The sequence below is a fragment of the Streptomyces sp. NBC_01017 genome (genome assembly GCF_045162795.1).
Taxonomy (GTDB): domain Bacteria; phylum Actinomycetota; class Actinomycetes; order Streptomycetales; family Streptomycetaceae; genus Streptomyces; species Streptomyces machairae.
The window spans coordinates 1,062,951-1,089,119 of sequence record NZ_CP108683.1; the positions used below are offsets into that span (position 1 = coordinate 1,062,951).

The 26,169-nt window shown below is 68.8% G+C and carries 24 protein-coding genes and 1 pseudogene; 18 read left to right on the forward strand and 7 right to left on the reverse strand.

Annotated features, from left to right (window positions below; translation table 11 throughout):
• The first annotated feature begins 502 nt into the window (after positions 1-502).
• The 5 genes from OG331_RS05200 to OG331_RS05220 all read left to right on the forward strand — a co-directional run bounded on the left by OG331_RS05200 (position 503) and on the right by OG331_RS05220 (position 4,287).
• The gene (locus OG331_RS05200) at positions 503-1,297 is read left to right on the forward strand and encodes a serine/threonine protein kinase (RefSeq protein WP_406191972.1); all 795 of its coding nucleotides are present in this window, start codon (positions 503-505) and stop codon (positions 1,295-1,297) included.
• Positions 1,298-1,597: 300 nt separating this feature from the next.
• Complete coding sequence (locus OG331_RS05205; protein WP_406191975.1) at positions 1,598-2,392, forward strand: protein kinase domain-containing protein; 795 nt, start codon at positions 1,598-1,600, stop codon at positions 2,390-2,392.
• A gap of 20 nt (positions 2,393-2,412) precedes the next feature.
• Positions 2,413-3,593 (forward strand): IS3 family transposase gene (locus tag OG331_RS05210; protein ID WP_406191951.1). Its coding sequence is split into 2 segments (ribosomal slippage): positions 2,413-2,677 and positions 2,677-3,593, totalling 1,182 coding nucleotides; the frame shifts between segments, so codons are not numbered across the junction.
• Positions 3,594-3,685: 92 nt separating this feature from the next.
• The gene (locus OG331_RS05215) at positions 3,686-4,171 is read left to right on the forward strand and encodes a hypothetical protein (RefSeq protein WP_406191978.1); all 486 of its coding nucleotides are present in this window, start codon (positions 3,686-3,688) and stop codon (positions 4,169-4,171) included.
• On the forward strand, positions 4,111-4,287 hold the full coding sequence (locus tag OG331_RS05220) for a hypothetical protein (protein WP_406191981.1): 177 nt from the start codon (positions 4,111-4,113) through the stop codon (positions 4,285-4,287). Before OG331_RS05215 ends, OG331_RS05220 begins: the two co-directional genes overlap by 61 nt.
• A 232-nt stretch (positions 4,288-4,519) precedes the next feature.
• Here OG331_RS05220 and OG331_RS05225 read toward each other — a convergent pair whose 3' ends face one another.
• From OG331_RS05225 to OG331_RS05240, 4 genes are all read right to left on the reverse strand, one after another.
• A complete protein-coding gene (locus OG331_RS05225) occupies positions 4,520-5,824 on the reverse strand; it encodes a ferric reductase-like transmembrane domain-containing protein (protein ID WP_406191984.1) in 1,305 nt (434 codons plus the stop codon).
• A gap of 471 nt (positions 5,825-6,295) precedes the next feature.
• Positions 6,296-6,730, reverse strand: coding sequence for a transposase (locus tag OG331_RS05230; RefSeq protein ID WP_406209727.1), 435 nt, complete (start codon positions 6,728-6,730; stop codon positions 6,296-6,298).
• Entirely contained in the window at positions 6,696-7,310 is a 615-nt protein-coding gene (locus OG331_RS05235) for an AEC family transporter (RefSeq protein ID WP_406191987.1), read from the reverse strand. The genes OG331_RS05230 and OG331_RS05235 overlap by 35 nt, the downstream gene beginning before the upstream one ends.
• 44 nt (positions 7,311-7,354) lie before the next feature.
• The gene (locus OG331_RS05240; RefSeq protein WP_406191990.1) at positions 7,355-7,558 is read right to left on the reverse strand and encodes an AEC family transporter; all 204 of its coding nucleotides are present in this window, start codon (positions 7,556-7,558) and stop codon (positions 7,355-7,357) included.
• A gap of 83 nt (positions 7,559-7,641) precedes the next feature.
• On the opposite strand from OG331_RS05240, the gene OG331_RS05245 reads away from it, so the two are divergent.
• The 4 genes from OG331_RS05245 to OG331_RS05260 all read left to right on the forward strand — a co-directional run bounded on the left by OG331_RS05245 (position 7,642) and on the right by OG331_RS05260 (position 12,147).
• Positions 7,642-8,997: a sensor histidine kinase gene (locus tag OG331_RS05245; RefSeq protein ID WP_406191993.1), complete on the forward strand. Its 1,356-nt coding sequence runs from the start codon at positions 7,642-7,644 to the stop codon at positions 8,995-8,997.
• Positions 8,994-9,674 carry a response regulator gene (locus OG331_RS05250; RefSeq protein WP_406191996.1) on the forward strand — a complete coding sequence of 227 codons (681 nt, stop codon included), beginning with the start codon at positions 8,994-8,996 and terminating at the stop codon, positions 9,672-9,674. The genes OG331_RS05245 and OG331_RS05250 overlap by 4 nt, the downstream gene beginning before the upstream one ends.
• Positions 9,675-9,871: 197 nt before the next feature.
• The gene (locus tag OG331_RS05255; RefSeq protein ID WP_406191999.1) at positions 9,872-10,915 is read left to right on the forward strand and encodes an alpha/beta hydrolase; all 1,044 of its coding nucleotides are present in this window, start codon (positions 9,872-9,874) and stop codon (positions 10,913-10,915) included.
• Positions 10,912-12,147, forward strand: coding sequence for an acyltransferase (locus OG331_RS05260; protein WP_406192002.1), 1,236 nt, complete (start codon positions 10,912-10,914; stop codon positions 12,145-12,147). Before OG331_RS05255 ends, OG331_RS05260 begins: the two co-directional genes overlap by 4 nt.
• Before the next feature lie 69 nt (positions 12,148-12,216).
• On the opposite strand, the pseudogene OG331_RS05265 reads toward OG331_RS05260, so the two are convergent.
• Positions 12,217-12,384 (reverse strand): annotated as a pseudogene (locus tag OG331_RS05265) (DUF350 domain-containing protein); the annotation flags it as partial.
• Between the two features lie 54 nt (positions 12,385-12,438).
• Here OG331_RS05265 and OG331_RS05270 point away from each other — a divergent pair.
• The 3 genes from OG331_RS05270 to OG331_RS05280 all read left to right on the forward strand — a co-directional run bounded on the left by OG331_RS05270 (position 12,439) and on the right by OG331_RS05280 (position 13,976).
• Positions 12,439-12,804 carry a hypothetical protein gene (locus OG331_RS05270; protein WP_406192005.1) on the forward strand — a complete coding sequence of 122 codons (366 nt, stop codon included), beginning with the start codon at positions 12,439-12,441 and terminating at the stop codon, positions 12,802-12,804.
• Between the two features lie 101 nt (positions 12,805-12,905).
• Complete coding sequence (locus OG331_RS05275; RefSeq protein ID WP_406192008.1) at positions 12,906-13,730, forward strand: JmjC domain-containing protein; 825 nt, start codon at positions 12,906-12,908, stop codon at positions 13,728-13,730.
• 54 nt (positions 13,731-13,784) lie between these two features.
• Positions 13,785-13,976, forward strand: coding sequence for a hypothetical protein (locus OG331_RS05280; RefSeq protein WP_406192010.1), 192 nt, complete (start codon positions 13,785-13,787; stop codon positions 13,974-13,976).
• A gap of 277 nt (positions 13,977-14,253) precedes the next feature.
• On the opposite strand, the gene OG331_RS05285 is transcribed toward OG331_RS05280, so the two are convergent.
• Positions 14,254-15,330 (reverse strand): M12 family metallopeptidase, encoded by a 1,077-nt coding sequence (locus OG331_RS05285; RefSeq protein ID WP_406192013.1) that lies wholly within the window; start codon positions 15,328-15,330, stop codon positions 14,254-14,256.
• A gap of 1,023 nt (positions 15,331-16,353) precedes the next feature.
• Here OG331_RS05285 and OG331_RS05290 point away from each other — a divergent pair.
• From OG331_RS05290 to OG331_RS05315, 6 genes are all read left to right on the forward strand, one after another.
• Positions 16,354-17,103 carry a hypothetical protein gene (locus tag OG331_RS05290; RefSeq protein WP_406192016.1) on the forward strand — a complete coding sequence of 250 codons (750 nt, stop codon included), beginning with the start codon at positions 16,354-16,356 and terminating at the stop codon, positions 17,101-17,103.
• Positions 17,104-17,221: 118 nt separating this feature from the next.
• On the forward strand, positions 17,222-18,649 hold the full coding sequence (locus tag OG331_RS05295) for an IS1380 family transposase (RefSeq protein WP_406191297.1): 1,428 nt from the start codon (positions 17,222-17,224) through the stop codon (positions 18,647-18,649).
• Positions 18,650-19,586: 937 nt separating this feature from the next.
• Positions 19,587-19,736: a M23 family metallopeptidase gene (locus tag OG331_RS05300; protein ID WP_406209730.1), complete on the forward strand. Its 150-nt coding sequence runs from the start codon at positions 19,587-19,589 to the stop codon at positions 19,734-19,736.
• Positions 19,737-19,776: 40 nt separating this feature from the next.
• The gene (locus OG331_RS05305) at positions 19,777-20,460 is read left to right on the forward strand and encodes a hypothetical protein (protein ID WP_406192019.1); all 684 of its coding nucleotides are present in this window, start codon (positions 19,777-19,779) and stop codon (positions 20,458-20,460) included.
• A gap of 310 nt (positions 20,461-20,770) precedes the next feature.
• Positions 20,771-22,840, forward strand: a complete 2,070-nt coding sequence (locus OG331_RS05310) for an endonuclease (RefSeq protein WP_406192022.1) — start codon at positions 20,771-20,773, stop codon at positions 22,838-22,840.
• Between the two features lie 52 nt (positions 22,841-22,892).
• On the forward strand, positions 22,893-24,779 hold the full coding sequence (locus tag OG331_RS05315) for an IS701 family transposase (RefSeq protein ID WP_406192025.1): 1,887 nt from the start codon (positions 22,893-22,895) through the stop codon (positions 24,777-24,779).
• Here the strand turns inward: OG331_RS05315 and OG331_RS05320 are convergent.
• Positions 24,733-25,809 carry an IS110 family transposase gene (locus tag OG331_RS05320; protein ID WP_406192027.1) on the reverse strand — a complete coding sequence of 359 codons (1,077 nt, stop codon included), beginning with the start codon at positions 25,807-25,809 and terminating at the stop codon, positions 24,733-24,735. The genes OG331_RS05315 and OG331_RS05320 overlap by 47 nt on opposite strands.
• Between the last annotated feature and the right edge of the window lie 360 nt (positions 25,810-26,169).

The following is a 26,169-nucleotide window of genomic DNA, read 5'->3' on the forward strand; positions in this document are numbered from 1 at the left end:
TCGCCCTCTCCGGTAGGCGCTTCGTCGTTGCGGGCGGCTGGGCTCTCGTCCGAATCCCCGCCAGTGCGACAGCAGGTCCGCCGTGTTGTGCGCGGCAGGTCCTCTCACGAGTGCTGAATGGCGCGGTGGCCGTGGACGGGCAGCTGGTGGTTCTTGCCGGCGGGCTCTCGGTGAGCTCTCGGGCCCCCGCCCGCCAGCGTGCCACTCTGCGCAACGCCCTGCCGCTGTAGGGCTCTGACGGAGGTGCGGGCGCGGCCGGGGTATCCCAGGCTCTTGCGTTGCTGCAGGTCAGCTGGGGAGGGATGGTTCCATGGCCCGGCGGTGGGTGTGGGAGGTTGCGGCGGCGGCCGTGACCGGTGATGCTCTCGGTGTCGTTGCCGACCGGGGGCTGGACTGACCATCCGTCGCCGGGAGTTGCGATGTTGCGTACACGTATCACGCCGGGCCGGCGGTAACCGGTACCGCCCGCAGTCCTGGCGATCATTTCGGGGGGAGAGTCGGCATGGAAACGATCATTGTCCAGCCGTCCGGTCCGGTGCAGCCGGGCGCTGCCGGGGCGGGCGGGCCCGGGCTGCTGTACATGGGGCCGGGTGATGTGGCCGATTTCGGGCGGGGACTGCCCGGTAGCGGGGACGTCTCGATCGTCTTGCCCGATCCCGGGATCTCCCGGCGGGCGGGGCGGCTGGAGGCGGCCGAGGACTACTGGCGGTTGTCGAACTTCAACTGTGACTGCGCGTATGTGGTGGAGAACCTCGAGGGTGCCGGTGAGTACATCACCGTTGCGCCGAGAAGGCTCGGGGCGCCGGTCCCGTTCGAGTTTTCCCGGGTTGTGCTGCCGGCGCTGAGCGGGACCGCGGAGTTCAAGGTGTTCGCCCCGCAGCACGCCTTCTTGGACGAGCGGTCCGTGCCGGATGCGGGTGAGCAGACCGTGCTTCCCTACGCGCTCGATGTGACGGCCAAGTATTTCCTGGTGCTGGTGGCGTTGTGCGAGCCGCGGCTCCGTGAGGGGTCGGACGGGGCCCTGCCGGGGGCTGGGGACATTGCGGAGCGGCTGCGTCCGCTGGAGAGCTGCCGTGGTCTGACCCGTTCCGCGGTGAACTACCACATCGACTATCTGGCCTTGGCGAAGCTGCGCCTGGACGTGGGCGAGGAGCCCAGGGCGGACGGCAACGGCCGTACAGGCGCAAAACGTGCCCGGCTGGCCTCGCTCGCTCTGCGTTTCGGTCTAGTGCGCGAGGAGCATCTCGCGCTGCTGCCGTCGCGCAGGCGGGCTGGGGTGCAGAGGGCTGGAGCGTGACCCCGTCAGGCGCCGGGGGCGGCGCGCTGGGGGCATCAGGGGACGAGAGCGGTCCGCTGGGGGCATCAGGAGACGGCGGCGGTGCGCTGCCGTCAGGGGACGGGGAGGACGCACTGGGGGCATCAGGAGGGGACGGCAACGGGGCGCCGGCGCCGTCGGGGGACGAGGAGGACACGCTGGGGGCGCCCGCGCCGCGACTGCCGGCGGGATTCCGTATCGAGGGCTGGGAGCTGGATGCGGTCATCGGCTCCGGCGGCTGGGGCACCGTGTACGAGGCCCGGTCCGTCGCCGACGGTGGCGGTGAAGGTGCTGCCCACCGGCGCTCTGGCACCAGGCCAGCGTGCCGCGCTCGGTGAACTGGTGGCGCGTGAGGTGCGGTTCAGCACCGAGGCGGACCATCCGCATCTCATACGGACCCGCGCCGTGTGCACCCTCGACGTGCCGGAGCTGCCCGCGCTGGACAGTGCGATCGCACTCGTGATGGACCGTGCCGAGGCCAGCCTGCGCCAGATCCTGGACGCCGCCGAGACCGGCCGCCCTGTCCCCGACGCGGTACACCTGCTACGGGGTGTTGTTGCCGGGCTCGCCCACATGCACGACGCCGGGTGGGTGCACGGCGACCTCAAACCCGCCAACGTGCTGCTGGGCGCAGGCGGCGAGGTCTGGCTCGCCGACTTCGGCCTCACGACCGAACTCGACGGCACCCACGCCCACATGCCACCGCTCGGCACACTCGACCATCTGCCGCCCGAGTGGTGGTCCCAGCGCACCGGCGCCGACGGGTCGGTGGTCCGGCCGACCGCCGACATCTGGGCCTTCGGCGTACTGGCCCATCAAGTGCTCACCGGGGGCCTTCACCCGTTCTCCGGGGCCACCGCCCGCGCCCGCTCGCTCGCCGCGCAGGCCTACACCCGCGGCAGCGCGCCACTGCGTCTGGATGCCGGACTCGAGGAGGACTGGCGCCGGCTCATCGGAGACTGCCTGGCACCGGACCACGCAGCCCGCCTCCCGCACACCGCCGCCAGCCTCGCCGCCCGCATGGACGACCTGGGATGCCCCGAAGTTTCCGGACAGGCGTCCAATAGGATCGTCTGAACTGGAAACGAGGAATCGAAGTGGCACCACCGAGCAAGTACACGCCTGAGTTCCGTGAGGAAGCCGTCCGGATCGCGCTGGCTTCCAGCAAGACCGTAACCGAGGTCGGCCGTGAACTCGGTATGAACCCCGAAACCCTCCGGGGCTGGGTGAAGAAGCATAAGGAACGGAATGAACCTCCTGCCGGTACCGAGCTGTCCCACGATGAACGCGCTCGCCTGAAGGAACTTGAACGCCGTATCCGTGAAGTCGAGATGGAGAATGCGTTCCTGAAAAAAGCCGCAGCGTACTTCGCGAAGGATCCCCGGTAGCGAGCAAGTACGAGTTCATCGATGAGATGCGACTCGACACAACGGAGTACGCATATCCCGTCGAGTTCATGTGCGAACGACTCGGCGTATCCACATCTGGCTACTACGACTGGCGGGGCCGCCCGAAATCCGCGACGGCGCAGCGACGCGAGGAGTTGAAACTGCTGATCAAGAAAGCATTCGACGATTCCGACAGCACCTACGGCTATCGGCGCATCCACGCCCAGCTCCATCGCTGGGGCCACGCCGCGGGCCCGGAGCTGGTCCGCCGGCTCATGCGGGAGCTGGGACTTGAGCCCTGCCAGCCGAAGCCCAGACGCTTCGGCCTCACCCGAGGCGCGCCCGCCGCCGTGCCCGACCTCGTGGGCCGGAACTTCACCGCCGACGCTCCGGGTGAAAAACTCGTCGGGGACATCACCTACATCTCCACCGGAGAGGGCTGGCTGTATCTCGCGACCGTCATCGACTGCTGCACGAAGGAGGTTGTCGGCTACGCGATGGACGACCATTTTCAAACCCCTCTCATAGCCAGAGCCATCCGTAACGCAGCACGGAACAGGAAACTCGCCAGGAACGCAATATTCCACTCGGACCGCGGAAGCAACTACATGTCGGCCGAGTATGCTGTGGTTCTGGGCGAGCTCGGCCTGCGGCGTTCTGCCGGCCGTACCGGGATCTGCTTCGACAATGCCATGGCCGAATCATTCTTCGGCGCCCTGAAGAACGAGCGCGTTTCGAGGGTGACTTACCTGACCCGCGACATCGCCAGGCAGGACATCACCCGTTACATCGAATTCTGGTACAATCACAAACGCCTTCACTCGGCGGTGGGTTACCGTCCTCCCCGCGAAGTCCACGCCGCGTACCAGAAGTTGCGAATCGTCGCGTGAGTCAATAGTCAGATGCCTGTCCGGAAAACACGAGGCCCCTCAACCTTCCGGGCGCACGTCGCCGCCGACGCCGACTGCTGCCGGCCTCCGGCGTGGCGCTTGCCGGCGTCGCAACCGCCACCGCTGTCGCCGTCGCCGGGTTCGCACTGTTCGGCAGCGGCAGTGACGAGGATGAAGACCGCGGCGGGCGTGGCACGCCGGCCGTCCTCACTGGTACGCCCGTCGTGGCCGCCGGGGAGATCCCGCAGAACTCCGACGTACCCGAAGCGCTCCGGCCGGTCATCGTCGGTGCCGCCCGGCGCTGCACCGACGCCGAGGTCACACCCGCGCTGCTCGCCGCGCTACTCAAAGCGGAAAGCGGCTTCGACGCCAACGCGGCCCGACCGGCCTCCGACGAGCACGGCATCGCCATGTGGACGCCATCGGTGTTCCGGGCCTGGGCCGTGGATGGCGACGGCGACGGAGACAAGGACCACCTGTCACCGCCGGACGCCATCCACACCATGAGCCTGTACGTGTGCTGGCTCGACCAGCGCTTCAAACAGCCCGACTGCCCGCCGAGGACCTCCCCGCGCTGATCGCAGCCGGCTACCGCACCAGCGACCGCACGGTCATCGAGGAGCGCGGCGTCCCCGAACGCGTACGGCCACACGTGGAGAGAGTGCTCCGTTTCCTCGCCGACTACGAGCGGTGAGGAGACGGCCAACTTCGCACCACCCAAGCCTCGCGCTGCCGCGCCCAGCAACCCCTTCCCTCACCTTCGCCGATGTCCGCAGCGCCAGAGAACCTCGCTCTCGATGAGGTGCAGCACCGGTCAAGAAGGAGGGGCGGCGCCGCACCTGCTGGAGTGCGGCGGCAGCCGGGAATGGCCGTGCCCGCCCCCTCGTGTTGCCCTGGTGGGTCTGGACGTTGGGCCCAGCACCAACTCAGGCCAGGCCGAACCGCTCGGCGTGCACCTGTCTCGCGGGGACCTGCAGGTCTCGAAGGCCGGAGAGCACGGCCCTGGTCATGGCCGGTGGGCCGCAGACGTACACGTCGCGTTCGGTGATGTCGGGGACCAGCCGGTACAAGCTGCCCGGGTCGAACGGCGGGACGCCGCCCTCGCCCGTCCTGCCAGTGAGCAGCTGCAACCTTCCGCCCCGCAGCGCGACTAGGTGACGCACCTCGTCGAGCAGCACGGCATCGGCCTCGCTACGAACGCGGTACAGCACAACGACGTCGCCGGTCGCCTGTTCCTCCAGCATGGCCCGCACGGGCGTGATCCCCACGCCTCCGGCGATCAGCAGAACCCCGGGCCGGGTCCGATGCAACGAGGTGAACGCCCCGTACGGTCCCTCGACGAAGGCGCGGCTGCCTACCAGGACGTCCCGCAGACCGGCGCTGGCGCTGCCCGCCGCCTTCGCCGTGAGGCGCAGGCCCTGGCCGCCGGGCGCCGCCGACAGGGAGAAGGGGTTGGCCAGCCACCAGTGGTGGTGCCCGGGGAACCTCCAGATGCAGAACTGGCCGGCCCGGCCAGGGAGTTTGTCGAGGTGTCGGCCGGTGACGTACACCGAGACCACGTTGTCCGACTCCGGCACGACGGCAGCGACGCGGAACTGGTGGTAGGCGTTGCGCCACAGCGGCACGGCGACACGCCCGGTCAGCAGAGCGCCGAAGGCGAACAGCCACAGGATCCACCAGTAGGCCGTGGCAAACGCGGAGGACGTGAACGTCGTCGTCTCCTGCAACTGGTGGACGAATGCCAGGCCCAATGCCACGTAGAGCAGCAGGTGCAGGCCATGCCAGACCTCGTACTGCAGTCGGCGCCGCAGGCCCCGCGTGGAGATCACGGCGATCACGACGATGATCGCCGCTGCGAGCATGCCCAGCAAGGAGGCCGGCACCCCGCTGAGCGCGACGAACGTCTTCCCCATGGACGCGTCGTCGAGAGTGGCATAGCCGAGCAACACCAAAGTGGCGTGGGTGAGGACGGTCCACAGCAAGGAGAAGCCGACCCAGCGATGCCACACCGTGAGCCGGTCCATTCCGATACGGCGGTCCAGCCACGGCAGCCGGGCCACCAGCAGCAGTTGGAACAGCATCAGCAGGGCTGCGTGCAGGCCGAAGAACTTGGCGACTGTGAGTACCCCGTTCTTGCCCTCACCGGCGCTGACGAACAGCACCTCGACGATCACCACATTGACGATGACGAACGTCCACATCGCCCAGCGCGCCGCGTCCACCGGAAGCATGGTGCCTGTACGCACCGTATTACTCGCCGCCGCCATGGTTGCCTCTCATCCCCCCATGGCCGCAGTACTCACGACCCGTGTGCACAAACCCCATGAAGACCGAGGAATTCGATCGAATGCGCGCCTCGATCGGGTAAGGATACGGCGCGTGGGGCCGATCCGTTCATGCCGGAACCTTCCAATCTGACCGCCATTTGAGCGTTCGGCGGCTGAGCCTCTCCCTGGTCAGGTCAGACTGCGCTCGTCCTGAGCCGAGCGCCAGGTCTCGGGGCGCCTCTCTCCCCAACTCCTGCCACTATATTGCTCCTTGATCCCTGAACGACCCTCAATGAACCTCGAATCACACTGATCTGGAGGACCTCGCGTGACCGGGGTTCCCGCTGCCTCGGCCGAGGCGCACAAGCGATTGACTTCCTCCCCCTCCTGAAGGACTCCGTTGGGAAATCCGTAAACCGGGTGTGGGCGGGGCCTTTATGCGGCCAGGTCAAGTCGGGCCAGATGCGAGGTCCTGGTCTCGCCGAGTGGGGTTTCGGTGAGCCAGGCGTCGAGTCGGATGACGTTGATGGCGGTGGCGGCGAAGACGTGGCCGAGGTGGGTCTTGGGCAGGCCGGTGTAGCGGGTCCGGCGGATGCGGGTGCGCCGCACTGCCTGGGAGATCGTGCCTTCCACGCCGGCGCGGATGTTGTAACGCTGCTGCCACTCGTCGGTCAGCTGCTCGCGGCGCCGCGCTTCCAACGCCTCCTGCTGGCCCCGGGGAAGCAATGTCAGACTGCGGCCCCACTTGCCGTTCGCCGCCTTGGTGCACTTCTCGCGTACGGGGCAGCTCCCGCAGTCCTGGGCAGTGAAGTGCACCCGCGCGACGGGAGTTCCGCTACTCTTTCGCTGGTCGGACCAGCTGGCGCTGATCTTGCCCTCGGGGCAGCATCGCCGCGATCAGGACGAGGTACGCCAGCCACTCGCCCCGGACGCCGAAGAGCATCCCGCACACCGCCCAGGTCAGCAGCGGGAACGCCAGGCACTTGAAGCCCACGAGGGCCAGCTCCTCGCGCGTGGTGCCCCGCAGGTCGAGACCGAGGCCGCCGAGGTGGAGGCCGAGGGCGAACAGGGCGACCGGCGAGGCGCTGTCACCGACGAAGGCGGCGCCGTCCAGGACCACGGCCGGGATCTTCACCGCGAGCAGGTTGAGCAGGATCCCCGCGTTGCAGGCGAGGACCACGGGGGTGGTGAGCGAGGCTCCGACGGCGCGGGCGAGGCGTCGTGCCGGACCGCCCGCGGCCAGGCCGGCACGGCCCAGTTCCATGAGGGCGATGACGACCAGGGACAGCACGCAGACCTGGAACAGCAGGATCGGGAAGATCGGAGCCGCCGTCCTGAACATGGTGATGAAGACGGGGACGGCGAAGTAGGCCGTGTTGACCTGGACCCCGCCCATCACGCGCAGCGCCACGATCCGGGGCTCCCGGATGCCGTGGACGAGCGCCGCCACGGCGACGGCCGCGACCGCGAGGGCCGCCGACCCGGCGTAGCCGCCTATCGCCCGCCAGTTGAAGAGGGCCGCGAGGTCACTGGCGTAATGTTGCCGAAGAGGTAGCAGGGGACGGCGAAGAGGAAGGCGTAGTCGGAGAAGACCTTGGAGGCCTCTGCCGGGACGATCTTGCGGCGTGCGAGCAGCACCCCGCCGCCGAAGGCCAGGTGCACCGGCACCAGTTTCTCCAGCGCGGCTGCCCCGCCCATGCTCTCTTCCCCCGTGATCGCTTGGGGAGCAGCCTACCCTTACCCCCGGTTCGGGGGCCGGCCGGGCATAGGCTGGTCCGATCATGAGCGACAGATCCCGCACCTGGCGGGGCGGCCGGAAACGCGACCGCACCCGCGCCCCTTCGGCCGGCACGCCCGGTGCGCGTGTGCCCGGCGCGCTGGGCCGGCTCGCCGTGCTGCTGCGCACGCCCGCCCGGCCGGCGCAGCCCCTGCTGGGGCAGGCGGCCAAGCGCTGGCAGCGGATGCTGCCGTACGTCGTCGTCGGCATCTTCGTGGTGACGCTGCTGCCGGTGACCATCGCCGTGCTGACCAACGACTACGGGCTGGACGGCGACTGGGCGGGCGCGCTCGGGGTGGCGCAGACAGTGCCGCTGCTGCTCGCGGTGGTGCGGCCGCTGCCCGCCTGGGGCATCGCCCTGGCGGCGGACTTCGCCAGCGCGGCCCTGCTGATCGGTGCCGACAAGGTGGCCGGGCACTCCTGGCCGTGGCCGCCCATGACCATCGTCGGGTATCTGGTGCTGATGGCCTGCCTTGGGCTGCGCGAATCCATCCGGACCCTGGTCGGGGTGTGGCTGGTGACCGGCGCGCTCGGTGCGGCGCTGGGCTTCTTCCAGCCGGACGGCGTGATGAACTCCGCCGCCCTGCTGTTCGTGCTGAGCGGGGTGATGCTGGTGCTGACGGGCGCGCTGCGCGGTCTGGGCGACGCCCAGCAGCGGATCGCCGAGCAGGAGAGGATCAGCGAGGCGGAGCGGTCCCGGCGGACCCTGCTGGAGGAACGGGCCCGGATCGCCCGCGAGTTGCACGACGTGGTGGCCCATCACATGTCGGTGATCACCGTCCAGGCGGATTCGGCGCCGTACCGGCTGCCGGGCATGCCCGAGGCGGTCCAGGAGGAGTTCGCGGCGATCGCGGCCGGCGCCCGGGAATCGCTGGGCGAGATGCGGCGGCTGCTGACCGTGCTGCGCGGCGACGGAGCGAACGGCGGCGCGGGTGAACGGGCCCCCCAGCCGGGCATCGACCGGCTGCAGCAGCTGGTGGAGGCGACCGTACGGGCCGGGCAGCCGGTGGAGCTGTCGCTGGCGGCGGGTGCGGCCGGGGCGGCTCCGCCGGCGGTGGACCTGTCGGCGTACCGGATCGTGCAGGAGGCCCTGGCCAATGTGGTGCGGCACGCGCCGGGCGCGCGCACCCGGGTCTCGGTGACGGTCGACGAGGACGAGGTGCTGGTGCTCGTGGTCAACGGTCCGGCCCGGGACGCCGTAGTGGAGCTGGAGAGTTCGGGCACGGGGCACGGTCTGGTGGGGATGCGGGAACGCGTACGGTTGACCGGCGGGACCCTGGACACCGGTCCGCTGCCCGACGGCGGCTTTCGGGTCGCCGCCCGCCTGCCCCTGAACGACCCGACCGAGGACGCAAGTTGACCATCCGCGTGATCATCGTCGACGACCAGGCCATGGTGCGGGCGGGGTTCGCCGCGCTGCTGTCGGCGCAGGCCGACATCGACGTGGTGGGCGAGGCGCCCGACGGGCGGCAGGGCGTGCAGGTGGCCCGCTCCACGCACCCCGACGTGGTGCTGATGGACGTGCGGATGCCGGAGATGGACGGACTCACGGCGGCCCGGGAGATCCTCGATCCCCCGCCCGGGGTCGTGCACCGGCCGAAGGTGCTGATGCTGACCACCTTCGACATCGACGACTACGTGTACGAGGCGCTGCGCGCGGGCGCCTCGGGTTTCCTGCTGAAGGACGCCCCGCCGGCCGATTTGATCGCGGCGGTACGCGTCGTCGCCTCGGGCGAGGCACTGCTGGCGCCCACGGTGACCCGGCGGCTCATCGCGGACTTCGTCCAGCAGCGGCCGGCTCCGCGCAAGGACCCGGCGCTGCGGCTGAACGGCCTCACCCCGCGTGAGACCGAGGTACTGGAACTCATCGCGCGCGGACTGTCGAACCAGGAGATCGCGGGCCATCTGGTGCTGGCGGAACAGACGGTGAAGACCCACATCGGACGGGTGCTGGCCAAACTCGACCTGCGGGACCGGGCCCAGGCCGTGATCTTCGCCTACGAGGCGGGGCTGGTCCGGCCGGGCGACTCCGCCTGAGCGGCAGACCGGGCACCCCGGTCCGACCGGACGGCGGGGCGCAGCAGGACAGACCGGGGGGCCTGGGCGGGGATGGCCGGCCCCCGTCTCCTCCACCCCCTACCGGGGTATGACATCCGACTTGGCACCACGGTCCGACGTGCGCGCCGACACCTCCTTCCTACCTTCCTCCTCGTCACGAGGAGAGGAGAAGGGGCATGCGCCGCTTCGGAAGGACGCTGGTCACAGCCGCGCTGGCGGTGGCCGTCGTCGGGGGGACCGCCGGATGGGCCTCGGGCGAGAGCCAGGAGGCGGTCACCGGGCCACCGCCCGGCACCGCGGGCTGGCGGGCCGCTACGGCGTCCGGCCGGGCGCTGCCCGACCCGGCGACCGCGACACCGCGCGAGGTGGCCCGGTTCTTCGCCGGGCTCGACGAGGCGGCGTGCCGGGAACTCCTGCGTGACCACCCGCTGGTGGTCGGCAATCTGGAGGGGGCACCAGTCCCCCTGCGGTACGAGGCCAACCGGATCGCGATCGCCGCCACGGGTGAGGCCCGGTACGCCTCCCTCGCCGCGCCGGACCGGCGGATCCTGGCCTTCGACCCGCGCGGCCGGGGCCAGGTCGCCGAGGTGTTCGGGGACCTGGAGCACGCGGAGCGCGTCTCGGTGATCGTGCCGGGGTCGGACAACGACGCCACCACGCACGACGCGCGGCGCACGCCGAACACCGGCCCGGCCGGAATGGCCCGGGCGCTGCGCGAGGCGGCCGGGGGGTCCGCGGCCGTCGTGGCGTGGACGGGTTACACCACCCCGGTCGGTGTCGGCATGGACGCGGCCGACGGCCGGCTGGCCACGGCCGGGGCGGCGCGCCTGGCCCGGTTCACCGCCGGGCTCGACGCGGTCGGCGCGCCCGACCCGGTGCTGTTCTGCCACAGCTACGGCTCGGTGGTCTGCGGGCTGGCGGCCCGTCACACGGACGCCTCCGACATCGTGGCCTTCGGTTCCCCCGGGATGCGCGCCGAGACCGCGGCCGGGCTGCGCACCGGCGCCCGCGTCTGGGTGGCCCGGGGCCCCTCCGACTGGATCGCGGACGTCCCGAACGTCCGGTTGGCCGACATCGGCCACGGGGCCGACCCCACCTCCGCGGGCTTCGGCGCCCGCCGGGTGCCCGCCGCCGACGTCCAGGGCCACACCGGCTACTTCATGCCCGGCACCCAGTCTCTGGAGGCCTTCGCCGCGATCGCGAGGGGCGAGGCCCGATGAGCGCCTCCGCCGCCGTGGCCCCGCTGAGGAAAGCCGCCGAGCGGATCGACCGCCAGACGCCCGCCCGCCGCGACCGGGCGGTCGACGGGCTGCGCGCCCTGGCGCTGCTCGCCGTGCCGACCGGCCACTGGCTGCTCGGCGGGTTCACCCTCGACTCCGACGGCGGGCTGCACAACGCCAGCCCGCTGTCGGCGTTCGGCGCTCTGGCACCGGCCAGTTGGGTGCTCCAGATGCTCGGCATCTTCTTCCTGGTCGGCGGCTACGCCTCGGCGCTCTCCTACGGGCGCCGCCCCGGTTCGGCGGGCGCGTGGCTGAAGGGCCGGATCGTCCGGCTGGGCCGGCCGGTGCTCGGGGTCACCGCGGCATGGGCGCTGGCCGCGCCGGTGCTGTACGCGGCCGGGGTGCCGGAGGCCTCGCTGCGCACCGGGGCGACGCTGGTGATCCAGCCGCTCTGGTTCGTCGGGGTGTACGTGGTGATCACCGCGCTGACCCCGTACTGCGTGCGGGCGGCGGGCCGCCTCGGCGGCTGGGCCGCGGCCCCGCTGCTCGGTTCGGTGGCCGTGGTGGACTTCCTGCGCTACGGGCCGCTCGCCGGTTCCATACCGTCCTGGCTGTCCCTGGTGAACATCCTGCCGGGCTGGCTGTTCGCGTACCAGCTGGGCGTTTCGTGGGGCGAGCGGCGGATCGGGCGGCACGGGGCCTGGCTGCTGCTGGCCGGCGGGACCCTGCTGTTCGCGGCGCTGCTGTCGGTCTTCCACTATCCGGCGTCGATGGTCGGCGTACCAGGAGCCGCGCGGACCAACTCTCATCCGCCGTCGCTGCTGGTACTTGCCCTGGCCTCGGCCCAGTCGGGTGCGGCGATCCTGCTGCGCGACCGGCTGGCGAAGCTGCTGGCCCGGCCGGTCCTGTGGGCTCCGGTGGTCGTGATCAACCTGTGCGCGATGACGATCCTGTGCTGGCACCAGACGGCCATGCTGGCCGCGGCCGTACCTGGCTCGTTCGTGGGCGGAGGCGGGCCGGCCGGGCTGACGACCGCCCCGGACAGCCTGAGCTGGATCGCGGCGCGGGTCGCATGGATGCCGGTGTTCGCGGCGCTGCTGGTGGGCATCGCCCGGTACGCGCGCCGGTTCGAGCATCCACCAGCGGGAGTGCGCGGAAGCCGGGCGCTGCGCCGGACGGTGGCGGGGCTGCTGGCGGCGGGGTTCGCGGTGTTCGCGCTGGGTCTCGCGTAGCCATCGCTTAGGACGAGAGCGCCGCTCCCTGTGGGGAGCGGCGCTCTCGTCGTGTACGGGTGCTCCGCGTCAGGCGATCGAGGCGGCCACGATCGCGGCCACGGCCAGGTTGCAGGCGGCCGAGCCCCAGACCGCCGGGTGGGGCTCCGGGTCGACGACGATGGCGCCGAGCTTGCCCGGGGTCACCAGGTCGAGCACCAGGAAGGCGACCGCCATCAGGAGCAGGCCGAGCACGCCGACCGGTACCGCGAAGCTGCCGCCGAGTTCCAGACGGGCAACGTGCCGCCCACGATGACCGGCCACTGGCTGATGAAGAAGACCCAGGTCTCGGCTGACCGCACCTGGGCCGATCTGGGAATCGCGTTCGCCTGGCTCACGAAGGAGTACGAGGAGAACCCGCCCTTCATCCGGGCGGACAGGCTCCAGGCGTACAGCAGCCTCGAAAACAAGCTGGAGTACGCCACGGACGTTCTTCCTCGGGGCGTCGATGTGAGCTGGGCGTACTACACGCCGTCAAAGAACCTGATCTCGTTCTCGGTCGTGCCTGCCCGAACCGATTCCACCCGGACATCCCTTGCCCACTCCCGCCGTCGTAAGGAGCCGACGCAATGTCGCTCAGCCTCTTACTCCCTGACGAGGGCGGGACCGCCCTCCTAGCCTCCTGGCCGAATGAGCCCCGCGTGTACGAGCGGGGCACTACGGAGCTGGACCGCACGATCACGCCGGAACTCCTCGACCACTACATCGACACGGGCTGCGTGAACGCCGACGAGATCGCTCTCGTGAAGTCCGGTCCTTCACTGCACCCTGACTGCCACCGAACGCGAGGCCGGACTGACCCGGTCAAGCTCCGCAAGCTCTACAGCGACGGCTACACCGTTCGACTCGGCAACCTCCAGCGCGTGATCCCGTTCCTGGCAGACGCGGCCCGCGCTATCCAGCGTGAGACCGGCTACAGCAACTACCTGCACGCGTTCCTGACCCCACCGCGGAGCCAAGGTCTTCTGCACCACTGGGATCAGCAGATGGCCGTGATCGTGCAGATCGAAGGCGTGAAGCGGTGGCAACTCCGGCGCCCGGAGTACCCCGCGCCCATGCGCGAGTACCAGGAGTCCTTCCGAGTCTGGAACCCTGACTTCATCCCGAAGTGGGAAGCCGCCGGCCCTGACCTGGAAGTCGATCTGAAGACAGGACAATCGCTCCTCCTGCCGCGAGGGTGGGTTCACAACCCTCACGCCCTGGACTCCGACGAGCGGAGCATCCATCTCACCTTCGCGATCCGGGAGCGCACTCCGCTCTGGATCGCCGAGAAGCTGATCGCATCGGCAGTCGAGAAGCCGGATTTCCGCCGCATCCTTCTGCCCGAGGACATCCTGAACGAACCGAACCTCGCCGATCGCGTACGGGAGACCCGCCAGGCGCTCTGGAGTACCTCGAAGGATTCGACATGGACCAGCTCACCGTGGCCGTTCGCCAGGCCGCCACGACCGAGCTGGAATACACCACCTGACTCCAGCTCTCCACGAGCCCCGGCCCGTCCGCTACCCCCGTGGCGGACGGCCGGGCTCCCCGCTATCCGTTGACCGCGACGATTTCCTCTTCACGGGCCCGGGGACTTCGGGGACATCGGGCCTCTGGTGCTCCGCGTCCTGCGGGCGCTCAAGGACCTCAAGAGCAGTGCCACCGAAGCCCAGTACCCCGAGGTCCGCAACGCGGCCTGGGGATCCTTCGCACGGTACGGCATGGGCTTCGACGCCTTCTGCCCCAACGCGTCCTTCACGGGCTGCGTGGCCAGCATCAAGCTGCCGCCCGCCGGACACGAAGACTGAGGCCGTTTCAGCTGCCGCTCCGGCAACGAAGCAGTCCACTGACCGTGGTCGGGCCTGTCGTCGAGCCGACGACGGTGGCCTTGGCAACCTCGCTCTGGTGCTGCATCACCACGTCACATGCATGGAGTTGCCCGAACTACCGTCGGGCTGCCCCGGACTGGCTCGCCACCCTCCGAACAACGGCGTGCCCAGCCTCCACACACTCGCCAGCGGCCTTGCCCTGGCCGGGCTCGCGTAGGTGAGAAGGCTGGGAATCGGAGGGAATTCCGCTACGCGGTCACCAGAGCATGAGCGCGGCCTGCCCCGGGCCCCAGGCCGAGTAGAGCCGGGTGCGGAGCACGTAGCGACGTCCGTCGAAGAGCCTGACCTTCAGGCGGGCGTTGGTGTCCTCGCCGCTGTCGTCCTCGCCTGTGAAGTAGCGCAGTTCGCCGTCGACCTCCTCGAACAGCACGATGACGACGTCGCTGTCCCCGAGCGTGCCGATCTCGTACATCCGCGTCTCCGAAGGGACGATGGCGAAGTCCGACTGCTCACCGGCAGCGAGGTCCAGCTCAACCGACTGGAACGGGTGAAGTTCGGCCAGCTTGTCCTCCATGGGCGGATACCACCGTTTGATGTACGTCCTGTCGTTCTCGGAGATGAGCAGGGGATCCGGTATGCCCTCCCGGTGGTACTTTTCCGGTCGGAGGATCAGGCCAGGAGGGAAGGGGTACTCCATGATGGATTCCGGGTCCCAGTCGGATCCTTCGACCTCGCTGATGGAGAGCTTGCGCAGGATGTTGTGAAAGGTCTGCTCCCGTGGCCAGTTGTTCGGAGGGCTGGCCAGTGTGACGTAGACCTTCTCGTCGTCCCACTCGATACCTGCGAACGGGTTCTGGTGTTCGTGGGCGAAGCCGAGCGCATGTCCGATCTCGTGTCTGGCGGTGGCCTTGCCGTGCGGGCTGGTCAGGTCCCAGCCGAAGTTCATCGTGCGCTCGCGCGTGCTGATGCCCAGCGCATCCCGGCCCACATAGGACCAGGAGCCGTCGCCCTGACGGAAGCCGATGCGGATTTCGGACTCCGAGGGCCGGTCCACCTCACGGAACTCCAGCCCGATACCGATGTCCTTCCAGTCCTGGAAGGCCTTGCGGACCTCGTCGAGCTGCTCGGCAGAGGCGCCGTCGGACTCGTTGAGGAGGCAGTAGCGCAGTACCGTGCCGTTCACCCACTTGGTCCGGCTCAGGATTATGGCACTGAGCCGGTCGGGGCTGAGGTCCGGGCGCAGAATCGGTTCGGTCACCGGGGGTTGTGCGCAGTAGGCGGGTGCTGTCGTCCCTTCCTGGCTCGTGGGTGCCTCGTTGTGGGCCAGTGCCATGACTTTTCCCTTCTGTGGGTTGCCGGGTGGGTAGGTCACGTCGTTGTCAGTTCCTTCGGGTGTGCTCACCGAATGCCGAGGTGGCGCGCGGCGCCGCTCGGGCTTGCGGCGGCCGGTGGAGGACACGGCGGCCCTCCAGGTCCGCGACGACCGCGCGCTTCTGTCCGCCAAGTGCCCTCACCGATGCCCCGGCCACTGTCTGGACTGCGGCCGATCGCTGTCCTCGGCTCCTTCCGTGACATGCCCCATCACGGCGGGCATCCGTCAAAGTCGCCCCGATGTCGAAGAAGAGCACGGGCATCTCAGGGCCTCCGCGAGGTGAATCTCCCGATGTGAAACGGCATCGGAATCAACCATCCGGAACGGCGGGAGCGAGGGTTCGATATGGAGCCGAGTCCAGGGACGTCAATGCGTCACCGGATATGTTGCCCCACGCCGCGGTGGACGGCAGATCACACTGCTCCTGGAAACGGGGTCCCCCTCCACTCCATCCTCCGCCCGTGGTTACGGTTCCGCACCCCGGGCTGTTGGCGAATTCCGTTGGACACTGCACAGTTGAAGCGCGAACGGCACTCGCGGCGTGTGCGACCGGGCACGATGGCCCTCGCCTCGATGATGCTGTGATGGCTTCCTCGAGGTGACTCGCCGGCACGTGAACCCGGTGTCCTCGATGCACCGTGCCGACGACATGCCCGCATGGCCCGATGAGCGCCACCAGGCGGCGAGCACGGGCATGAGCGGCCTACACCGCACCGTCCGGTTCCAACCAAGTGCGTGGGCACTCAGTTTCTTTGAAGTGCGCACCTTTCAAAGCGTCGGGGCCGGTCGTCCGGCCTCCCGGCTGCAGCCCGCGTGTGGTCTGGATACGCTGAAGTGAGACGGAATGACGAGCACAGCCGCACCTGACAGGTCCGGATGGGATTCACCTACGGTGCGGGAAATCGGCGGCACTCAACGCCGCCGTCCCGCAGCGTCAGCACGAACGTAGGCGACGACGTCTGGAACCCGTGCGGGAGAAACGCGATGAACCTGTTGCCGGTCGAGATCAAGGTCAACATCGAGGGCGACGTCGCGGCGGCGCTGTCAGCCCTCGGCACGTCGGGCCGTGCGATGAGCAGCCGTCGAATCTGGTTCGCTGAGGAACGGGCCGGCATCGTCGCGGGACGGGTGCCCCTCTTGGACAGCGGCGTAATCGTGCGTTTCAGGATCGGGGGCGGCCCGGACGACCTGACCGTCAAGTTGCGTCCATGCCTCCGGGAGCAACTTGTCGGCCGGTTCTCGGCTCCGTTCGAGGCGACGCCCTTCACGTACAAGATCGAGGAGGACTGGTCGGGGGACAACCGTGTGCTGGCCGCCTCGCTGGTGCACGGTCACACGCAGGGAATGCTGTCGGCCGCCGTGAAGCCCGGGGCCGATCCCGCCACGGCGATCGACGCCGTGCAGGACCAGTTCCTGCACGCCTGCGCTCCCGCCGTCTGGGTCGACGGGCTGATCGTGCTGGGGCCGATTCACTCGACGAAGTTCGACGACGTTCCACTCGATGACCTGGACGCGGACCTGGAGGCGTGGTCGGTCGCTGGTCTGGATTTCTTGGAGGCTTCGATCCGTGTGAAGCCAAAGGACGAGGACGACGTCAAGGAACTCGCGGCGCGGGCCGAGCGCCGGCAGCGACAGCTCAAAGATGCGGTGCGGGATCGCGGGGTGCCCCTCTCCGAACATCCCGAGAACAAGACCCGCCGCATCCTCACCGCCTTGGCGGAGGCCAACGCCTAGCCCCGGCTCTTCAGCGGAATTGGTCGATCTGACGCCCTGACGGCAGAAAGGTGCCGCCGACCTGCAAGGATGCGAGTGTCTAGATCGAATCCGGCGCAGGAGTCAGGGCACCTTTCTGGTGAGTGAGCGTACAGGGTGGGACCGCGGTCTGTCTGTGACGGCCGACGGGAAAGGGCTGGTCGGGCATGCCGGGGCAGTGCTGTTGCGCAGGCTCGCCGACCGCGTGGGCCTGACCGACGCACTGGCGGGAGTGCTTCCATCGGGCACGACCTCGTCGTGGCGGGACCGGGCCACCGCGCTCGTCGGCCTCGTCGTCGCGATCACGCTCGGCGCCACGAATCTGCTGGAGGCCGAGCAACTCCAGCTCCACCACGGCCCGCTGTTCGGACCGGCAGTGTCGGACTCCACGCTGCACCGGCTGCTGTCCACGACGGACGAGACGACGCGCGCGCAGATCGCGAAGGTACGACAGCGGGTGCGTCGCCACGTCTGGACGCTGCTGCACCTGCGGCCCGGCGGCTTCCCGTATCTGACCGTCGCGGGGCGGCATCTGAAGGGCTGGATCGTGCTCGACATGGACGCCACGGTCATCACCGCGGCCTCCAGGAAACAGGGCGCCGCCGGCACGTTCAAGGGCACCTTCGGCTTCCACCCGTTGGCCGCGTGGCTGGCCAACACCGACGAGTGCCTGGCGATGGAGCTGAGGGAGGGCAACGCCGGCGCGAACACCGTCGCCGATCACCTGCGGGTGCTGGATGCCGCGCTCGCGCAGATACCCCGCTCCTCCCAGGCCAAGATCCTGGTGCGGGTCGACGGCGCCGGTGCCACGCACGGCCTGCTCAAGCGCCTTCAGGCGCTGAACACCACGCGGCGCACGGTCCGCTACACCGTCGGCTGGACGATCACGCCCGAGGACGAACGCGCCATCGCCCGCCTCCCCGAAGCCGCCTGGGAAACCTCCCTGCGACAGGACGGCGAGGTCCAAGAGGGCTACTTCGTCGCCGAGTTGACCGGGTTGAACACTCGTGAGGGCTGGCCCAAGGGCATGCGGCTGATCGTCCGCCGCGTCAAGCCCTCCCGCCGGCACCTGGGGAAGCTGACGGCGTTTGAGCAGAAGACCGGCTGGCGCTACTCGATCACTGCAACGAACATCCGGCACATGGGTCACATCGCCGGCACCCACCAAGTGCAGTTCCTCGACGTCCTCCACCGCGATCACGCCGAGGTCGAAGACCGCGTGCGCACCAACAAGGCGATGGGACTGGCGAACCTGCCGTCCAAGTCCTGGGAAACGAACGCGAGCTGGATGCTCACCGCGAACCTCGCCGCCGATCTCGACGCCTGGATGCGGCTGCTGGCCCTCCACGACCAAGCGGACCTCGCCGACGCCGAGCCGGACACGATCCGCTTCCGCCTCTACCACCTGCCCGCCCGCCTCGCCCACCACGCACGCCGCCGCCACCTGCGCATCGAACGGACCTGGCCCTGGGCCGAGACATTCACGACCAGCTGGAAGCGGATCAACAACCTGACGGTCGCCACCTGACGACCAGCCCCTTGCCCCAACGCACACCGAGAGGAGGAAGGCCAGCAGCCTCCGGGTCCGTGGAACCCGGCGCACCCCGCAGCGAGACGCGACGGCCCACCCTCACACGGCGAGGGACATTACGGGCGAACCACCAGGCCACTCAACGACCAAACCCCACCGAAGAATCGAGGCTAGACGCCCACAGTCGTATTGGTATCTCGGCGTCTATGTGCTCGTGCCTGGGCCTCGAGCCTTCGCGTCGGGGCTCCCCCTTGCATTCAGAGGCAGCCAAACCCTGTGGCCAGAGGTATCCGAGGAGCACGCCAGGGGCAGCCTGCGCACCACCCTGTGGAAACTGCCCCGCGGCACCCGCTCCTGATCCGCTGCTGCGGCGACACGCGTTTCGGCGCCTGTTGCACGAGGAACTGGGCGTCGCGCCCTCTCCCGCGTTCGCCCGTATGCTCCCGCCTCCCGACGGCCGCGAATGACGCCGGAATGACGCTGGGCTGACGGCAGTTCCGTAGCGTGGAATTGGCTGTCTTCCTCGCAAACGGAAGGACGTCGGTATGGCCGCCATGGCGCCGTCGAAGAGGTCGTGTGTCTGTGGTCGGCGACAGCGATACGGAACGACACGGCCTGCCGAACTTCTGCGGCCACGGAGCAGACGGCTGACGCCGACGACACCTTCGTCGTCGACGTCTCCCCTTGCATCGCTCTCAACCACCCGGGGCTCTGAGGTCAGCGGCTCCATCAGTACCCACCGCGGTCGCAGGGCCGACCCTCCTCACCGTCCAGGGCCGGAGCCTGGGCCAACGAGGTCGAACTGCTGACACTGCCGCCCCGCTTCTCGGCCAGAACGCGCGGATGTGGCTCTCGATGACCCGCTGGGCACGCTAAAGGGAGGCGAATTTTCGCATATGGGCAGTGGATCGGGCTGCGCGCGGACAACGGCCACATATGCACCTGCTGCCACCTCTCACAACGCCAGGTGAGAACCGGTCAGAAGGTCAGCGTCGGAAAGCAGCTCGGACAGGTCGGCGAAACCGGTAACACCACGGGGCCCCATCTGCACTTCGAGATGTCGAAGAGCTCTACCTGGTCCTAACGGCAACGTCGCCAAGCCCAGTTGGTGAAGGAGGCCGGTCATGACTCAGCACAATCCCCATTCCGTGCCGGTGGAGCCCGGTGTGTTCGTGCCGGTCGGAGTCAGAGCCTGGCAGGACGGCTATGACGAGGCCATCAGCTCGCCACCGGACGTACCCCGGACACCGCTGGTGCGCGACCCCGATTACGCAGAGGCCTGGGCACAGGGTGCCCTGGCGGGCAACGCCGATGGGAGGACCGAGGGTTGGCGGTGGGCCTACTTCGAGGGAAAGGTTCGCCCCGAGCAAAAGGACGAGGCCGTCGGCCGGTACGGTCCGCAGGACAGCGGCGAACCGGGCTTGTTCGCGCAGTCCTGGCCGTGTGTCGGTGAGCGACCGCTGCTGGTGATGCTGGCCCAGTTCGCACCGGGCGAGAAGGGCGGCGACGGTCTCACCGGCCGGCTGCTCGCACAGGCCTGCGCGGACAAGGGCGTCAGGCAGCTGTACGTGCCGGTGAACCTGTCCTCCTCGCCGCCTGTGGAGGAGCCGACCGGCGACGCGCTGCACGACGCGGGCTACTGGCACGGCACGGTGTGCGAGTCCCTGCAGGAGGCCGCGCCCGAAGCGATCGCGCAGGTGACGGTCCGCGTCCCCAATTTCGCGGGCATCGTGCGGTACGCGCCCGCCGCCGAACACAACTTCTTCGACCTGCTGCCGGTGGACGGGCGGCTTCAGCCGGGACGCTAAAGCTGAAGCTCGGCGCACTCCGGAGGTCGAGGCAGTTCGATTCCGCCTCAACTACGAAAGTACGGAGGTCGGGCCGGTCTCGGAGGACCATGTCGAATCGTCGCTCCACCCTCCGCGTAATAAATCGGGTCTGTCGGCATCAACACAAACAGCGACCACCACTAGAGGCTGGAGGCGAATCATGGCCACGGCGGAACTCGCTTCCGAACGAGAATCAGACTACCTGTCACAACTCACCATGGCCGCAGCCCGCTACGCGAATCGCTCCGAACGGCGCGAGGGGAACCAATCCGTTCTCGAGTCACGTGGCGTGCTGTATGCGGACACCCCCGAGCGGGTCGAGAAGCGGCTGGCGCGTCTCGGTGCGGACTGGGCCATGGCGCGGGCGATCGAGCGGACGCGGACGGAACCGGCCAGCAGCGCGGGAAGCACCCTGCAGCTGCCCCCGGAAGCCTTCACCAGTGACGCGCTGGGGCTGGAGCGCCTGATCGGGCGCAACAACCTCACCCCGGTCGCGTTCCTGGAGGAAGGTGTCCAGGTCTCGCGCTCGGTCGGCCGGATCACCATCAGCGGACCCGGAGGCGGACACGGAACCGGCTTCATGGTCTCCCCCTCCCTGTTGCTCACCAACAACCACGTGTTGCGCGGCACGCAGGATGCGAGTCGCAGCAAGGTCGCCTTCGCGTTCCAGGACAGCGTCGACGGCAGCCCGCTCCTGCCGGCGGTATTTCAGCTGGAGCCCATCCGGTTCTTCGTCACCGACCGAGCACTCGACTACAGCCTCGTCGCGGTGGCTCCGCGTGGGGCGCAGGGAGAGGACTTGTCGTTGTTCGGCCGGCTGATGCTCAGCGAGACGCAAGGAAAGGTCCTGATCGGAGAGTTCGTCAACATCATCCAGCATCCCAGGGGCGAGCCGAAGCAGATCGCGCTGCGCGAGAACCAGATCGTCGACGTTCTGGAGCGGTTCCTGCACTATGAGTGCGACACCCGTGAGGGTTCTTCGGGTTCTCCGGTCTTCAACGACCAATGGGAAGTTGTCGCGCTGCATCACTCGGCCGTTCCGAAGACCGATGCCGAGGGCCGGCCGCTGAGCGTCGACGGCGCGGTGTGGCGGCCCGAGATGGGCGAGCAGCAATTGGCCTGGCTGGCCAACGAGGGGGTACGTATCAGCCGCGTGCTGGGGGCCCTGCACGAGGTACCCCTGACCGGAGAGGCCGCACGGCTGCGTGATGAGGTGTTCACCGCCAGGCTCACCCCGCCTCCCGGGTCGAGCGCCCCGCCGATAGCACCCCTCAACGGCGAGTCCGCCACGCGGGGTACCAACGGCTCCATACCAGGTACCAACGGTTCCCAAGGCTGGACAATCACTCAGGCAGGCGACAGCACAACCCAGTTCCTTCTCCCCCTGCGGATCAGCATCGGCTTCGATGCCTCGTCGTTCTCGTCAACCGCTGTCCTGGCCCCGCCACCCGCTCTCGCACCGGTGCCGCCGGCCGGGCGGCCGGACGTCGCATCAGCGGTCGAGAAGGATGTCGACGCGGCCCTGATCAACCATCGGGTCGCACAGGAGCGCCCCTACTACGACCGCGTCGCGGACGCGGCCGCGCGCGAGGCGTACTACGCGAACATCCGCACCGGCGACGGTGACGCGCTGCGCCGCGCGCTGACGAAGCTGCTGGCGGAGAGCCACGAGCCCCAGCCCAAATACAAGCCGATGAGGCTGGTCTATCCATGGGTCGACCTGCACAAGGACGGACAGCTGCGCAGCATCTACTCGGGCAAGGACTTCTCCGCCGAGGAGCTCATACGGGCCGACGCGACCGTGGCGCAGGCCCGGCTGGCTCGCGTGCAGGAGCTCCTGCTGCTGGAGAGCACGGCAGGACCGGTCGAGTTCGAGGCGGAGTTCGACGCGCTGGAGGCGTCGATGCCGTTCAACTGCGAGCATGTGGTGCCGCAGTCGTGGTTCGGGAAGCAGGAGCCCATGCGCGGCGACCTGCACCATCTGTTCGCGTGCGAGGTCGGCTGTAACAGTTTCCGCGGTAACTTCCCGTACTTCAACTTCCCCAACTTCGAGGAAGCGGTCCGGGAAGCGTGCGGGATGCGCGAGAGCGTGGGCTTCGAGCCGGAGGAGGGCAAAGGCGCGGTCGCCCGTGCCACCCTGTACTTCTTGCTGCGCTATCCGGGCCAGGTCGGCGACGTCGCGCGGGAGTTCCCCGAGGACCGGCTGCCCCTCCTGCTGCAGTGGCACGCGAGCGAGGCGGTGACCGAGTACGAACTGCACCGCAACGCGGCCATAGCGGAGATCCAGGGAAACCGGAATCCGCTGATAGACCATCCCGAGTGGGCCCGCGAGATCGACTTCTCCGGCGTCTGGCCCTAGTAGGACTCCGTTATGTCTGCCTGTCGGTCCTGTTTGGGGGAACGCTGAAGGTGTGGATACACATGAAGTGAACCGGGCTCGGGCGAAGTTGGCGTTATTCGTGGCTGATGTGTTCGCCTCGGTGCCGCGCAAGGACCAGCGGGCCAAGAGCGACTGCTATCTGCGGGGACTGATGGTGGACGGTCGCCGCAAGTCCATCCAGGCCATGGCGCAGCGGCTGCCGGACGGCAACGAGCAGAATCTGCAGCAGTTCGTGAACCAGTCGACGTGGGATCCGCTGCCGGTGCGGCGGCGGATTGCGCAGCGGATGGTGCCGCTGGTCGGTCCGGACGCGTGGGCGGTCGATGACGTGTCGTTTCCCAAGGACGGGAAGATGTCGGTGGCGGTCGCCCACCAGTACTGCGGGGCGCTGGGCAAGCAGGCCAACTGCCAGGTCGCAGTGAGTGTGCACGCGGTCTCCGACACGGCGTCCTGTCCGCTGCAATGGCGCCTGTTCGTGCCTGAGGAGTGGGCGCACGATCCGGTTCGCCGGCGCAAGACCGGGATGCCCGACGAGATCGGGCACCGGGAGAAGTGGCGTCTGGCCCTGGACACCATCGATGAGCTGGCCGGATGGGGTCTGGTGCCTCCGGTTTTGGTGGCCGACGCCGGCTACGGACAGAACGCCGACTTCCGCGACGGCCTGGAACATCGCAGCATCGACTACGTGGTGGCGATCCGCTCGGATGTGACCGTCCACCCGCATGATGCGATGCCCATGGCCCCCACCTGGTCCGGCAACGGCCGCAAGCCGCAGCCCCGCTACCGCGACAGGCCGACTCCGGTGGCCGCGCTGGTGGCCGGCCACGGACGGCAGGCCTTCACCGAGGTGACCTGGCGGGAAGGATCCCGCGGACCGCTGCGCTCACACTTCCTGTCCCTGCAGGTGCGGCCCGCCGGGATCAAATCCAAACGCCTCGCCCAGGCCGCCGCCCTCGCCTCACACGGCCACTGGGACGGCGTCCTGCCTGAGGTCACACTGCTGGCCGAATGGCCCGACGGCGCCGAAGCACCCACCGGCTACTGGCTGCGTCGCATGCGGCTGCCCTATATGCGCAAGGCGGCCCCTGATGTCCTGGCCACCGCCCGCGCTCAACGCTGGGACCCCGCCGAGGTCCTGCGGCTGCTGATATCCGAGGAGGTCACCGGTCGTGACGCGGCCACCCGGCGGCTTCGACGGCACTCGGCGAACTTCCCCACCGGCAAGACGCTGGGCTCCTGGCGGGCCGAGGATTCCACCATCCCCGAACCCACCCAGAACTCCCTGATCACCCTGGAATGGATCGGCCGGGCAGAGAACTTGGTGATCGCCGGCCCGAGCGGCACAGGGAAAAGTCACTTCACCGAGGGACTCGCCCAGGCCGCGATCGAGAAGGATCTGCGGGTCTCCTGGTTCACCCTGGAGACGCTGAGCGCCGCGATCGGGAAGTCGAAGGTCGACGGGTCCACCGCTCGCACCGTCGCCCGGATCTGCCGGGCCGATTTGATCGTCATCGACGACATCGGGCTACTGCCGGTCGACGAGGACGCCGCAGAGGCGTTCTACCGGATCATCGATGCCGCCTACGAGCGCCGGTCCATCGCGGTGACCAGCAACATCCATCCCAGATGGCTTCGACACGATCATGCCGAAGACCCTCGCGGGCGCGAGTACCGACCGCCTCATGCATCACGCTCACCTCGTGACCACCACCGGGGACTCGCATCGCCTCGCCGAGGCCCTCGCCGGGAAGGGAGTGGTCCCCTTGAACTGACCCCACCCCGGGAACACCACCGGCCACACGTCTGGGTTTCTGATGGCCACCAACCTGGACACCCCACGGCCACCTACCTGGGCATCCCGATGGACTCTCCTATGACGCGCAAGTCGAGGCGGTGGGTGGGCTATCGGCGGTGTTGAGGTGACGGTAGATCTGGCGTGCGAGATAGCGCTTGAGGCTTCGGCGAATCTCTTTGTTGGTGCGGCCTTCAGCGCGCCGGCGTTCGACGTATGCGCGGGGATCGGGATCGTGGATCATGCGGCTGACCGTGGCCATGTGCAGGGCCCGGTTCAGACGTCTATCGCCGCCGCGGTTGAGCCGGTGGCGGACGGTGTTACCCGAGGATGCAGGGATCGGGCTTACGCCGGCCAGACAGGCGAACGCGGCTTCGGAGCGCACCCGCCCACGGTGTGACCAGGCGGTCATCACAACAGCTGCGGTGACGGGCCCGATCCCGGGCTTATCCAGCAGCCCTGCGGCCGGCGTTGCGCGCACCAGCGCTGTCATCGACTTCGCGTTGGCGCTCAGTTCCTCGTCGAGCGCGAAGATGCGCTTGGCCAGGCGCACGGCTTCCCCTCGAGCGGTCATGGTCGCGACGGGCTCTTCACGGGTGCGCCAGCGGGAGACCTCGAGAATTTGTCGACCGGTCAGTGCCCGACGCCCATCGATATCGAGGTCGACGACCCGAACCAACGCGGTCAGCGCGTTGACGTTCGCGGTCCGCTCATCGGTCATCTGGTCTCTGGCGGTCACCAGCACGCGCAACGCGGCCCGTTCTCCGTCGTCAGCGCGGGGGTGGCGCAGCTCGTGCTCCTCGAGCGGGAGCGCGGCCTCGGCCATGCGCCGTGCGTCGATCGGGTCCGACTTGCCCTTGCCGCGATGAGCCCCCGTCCGAGGTGCTTCGATGATCTGGTAGCCGGCCTCGGCGACGGTGCGGGCGAACTGGGCGCCGAAGGTCGCGATGCATTCCATGACCCATAGTGCGGCGAGGTCGCCGCCGGTGCGACGAGCGGCCCAGGCAACCGCCCGGGTCATGCCGGATTTGCTCGTAGGGAACTCAGCCGTATCGAGCAGTTCGCCAGTGGGCGCGGACAGGACGGCCAAGACATGGTTGCGGGCGTGGGTGTCTACGCCTATGACGTACGGGTGGCTGTGCGCGACAATCGTCACGGTGGTCGGGTGCCTTTCAGTCCAGGGACCAACGGTTCGGCCGCTGACGGCCGGCGTCGGTCTGGGCAAGAGTCACTCCGGGCCAGGACTGTGACGGGCCACGCCGTGAACGGCGGGCAATCTCCTGATCAGGACACCGAGGTGGGCCAGGGCGGCGTCGGCTCCCACCACGTCGGACAAGTCCATTTGAGGGCACCTTCTGGGGGCCACCGTTGACAAGAGTCACCACACGGCGGGACGACCGACACCACCCTGGCAGCCGATCCCAGACCGGCCACCCCGAGTCTCACAGCCGTTGACACCTGTCGGCCCTGTTCGCCGAGCCTTCTCGGCATGGCCGAGTTCGAGAAGCCGCGCCTA

What these genes read in the sequence shown, in the direction of transcription:
- OG331_RS05200 (WP_406191972.1), top strand. Translation starts at nt 503, where the DNA reads ATGGAAACGATCATTGTCCAGCCGTCCGGTCCGGTGCAGCCGGGCGCT.
- OG331_RS05225 (WP_406191984.1), bottom strand. Translation starts at nt 5,824, where the DNA reads ATGCTTCCGGTGGACGCGGCGCGCTGGGCGATGTGGACGTTCGTCATC.
- OG331_RS05240 (WP_406191990.1), bottom strand. Translation starts at nt 7,558, where the DNA reads ATGGGCGGGGCAGCCGCGCTGGAGAAACTGGTGCCGGTGCACCTGGCC.
- OG331_RS05245 (WP_406191993.1), top strand. Translation starts at nt 7,642, where the DNA reads ATGAGCGACAGATCCCGCACCTGGCGGGGCGGCCGGAAACGCGACCGC.
- OG331_RS05255 (WP_406191999.1), top strand. Translation starts at nt 9,872, where the DNA reads ATGCGCCGCTTCGGAAGGACGCTGGTCACAGCCGCGCTGGCGGTGGCC.
- OG331_RS05260 (WP_406192002.1), top strand. Translation starts at nt 10,912, where the DNA reads ATGAGCGCCTCCGCCGCCGTGGCCCCGCTGAGGAAAGCCGCCGAGCGG.
- OG331_RS05270 (WP_406192005.1), top strand. Translation starts at nt 12,439, where the DNA reads ATGACCGGCCACTGGCTGATGAAGAAGACCCAGGTCTCGGCTGACCGC.
- OG331_RS05285 (WP_406192013.1), bottom strand. Translation starts at nt 15,330, where the DNA reads ATGGCACTGGCCCACAACGAGGCACCCACGAGCCAGGAAGGGACGACA.
- OG331_RS05290 (WP_406192016.1), top strand. Translation starts at nt 16,354, where the DNA reads ATGAACCTGTTGCCGGTCGAGATCAAGGTCAACATCGAGGGCGACGTC.
- OG331_RS05305 (WP_406192019.1), top strand. Translation starts at nt 19,777, where the DNA reads ATGACTCAGCACAATCCCCATTCCGTGCCGGTGGAGCCCGGTGTGTTC.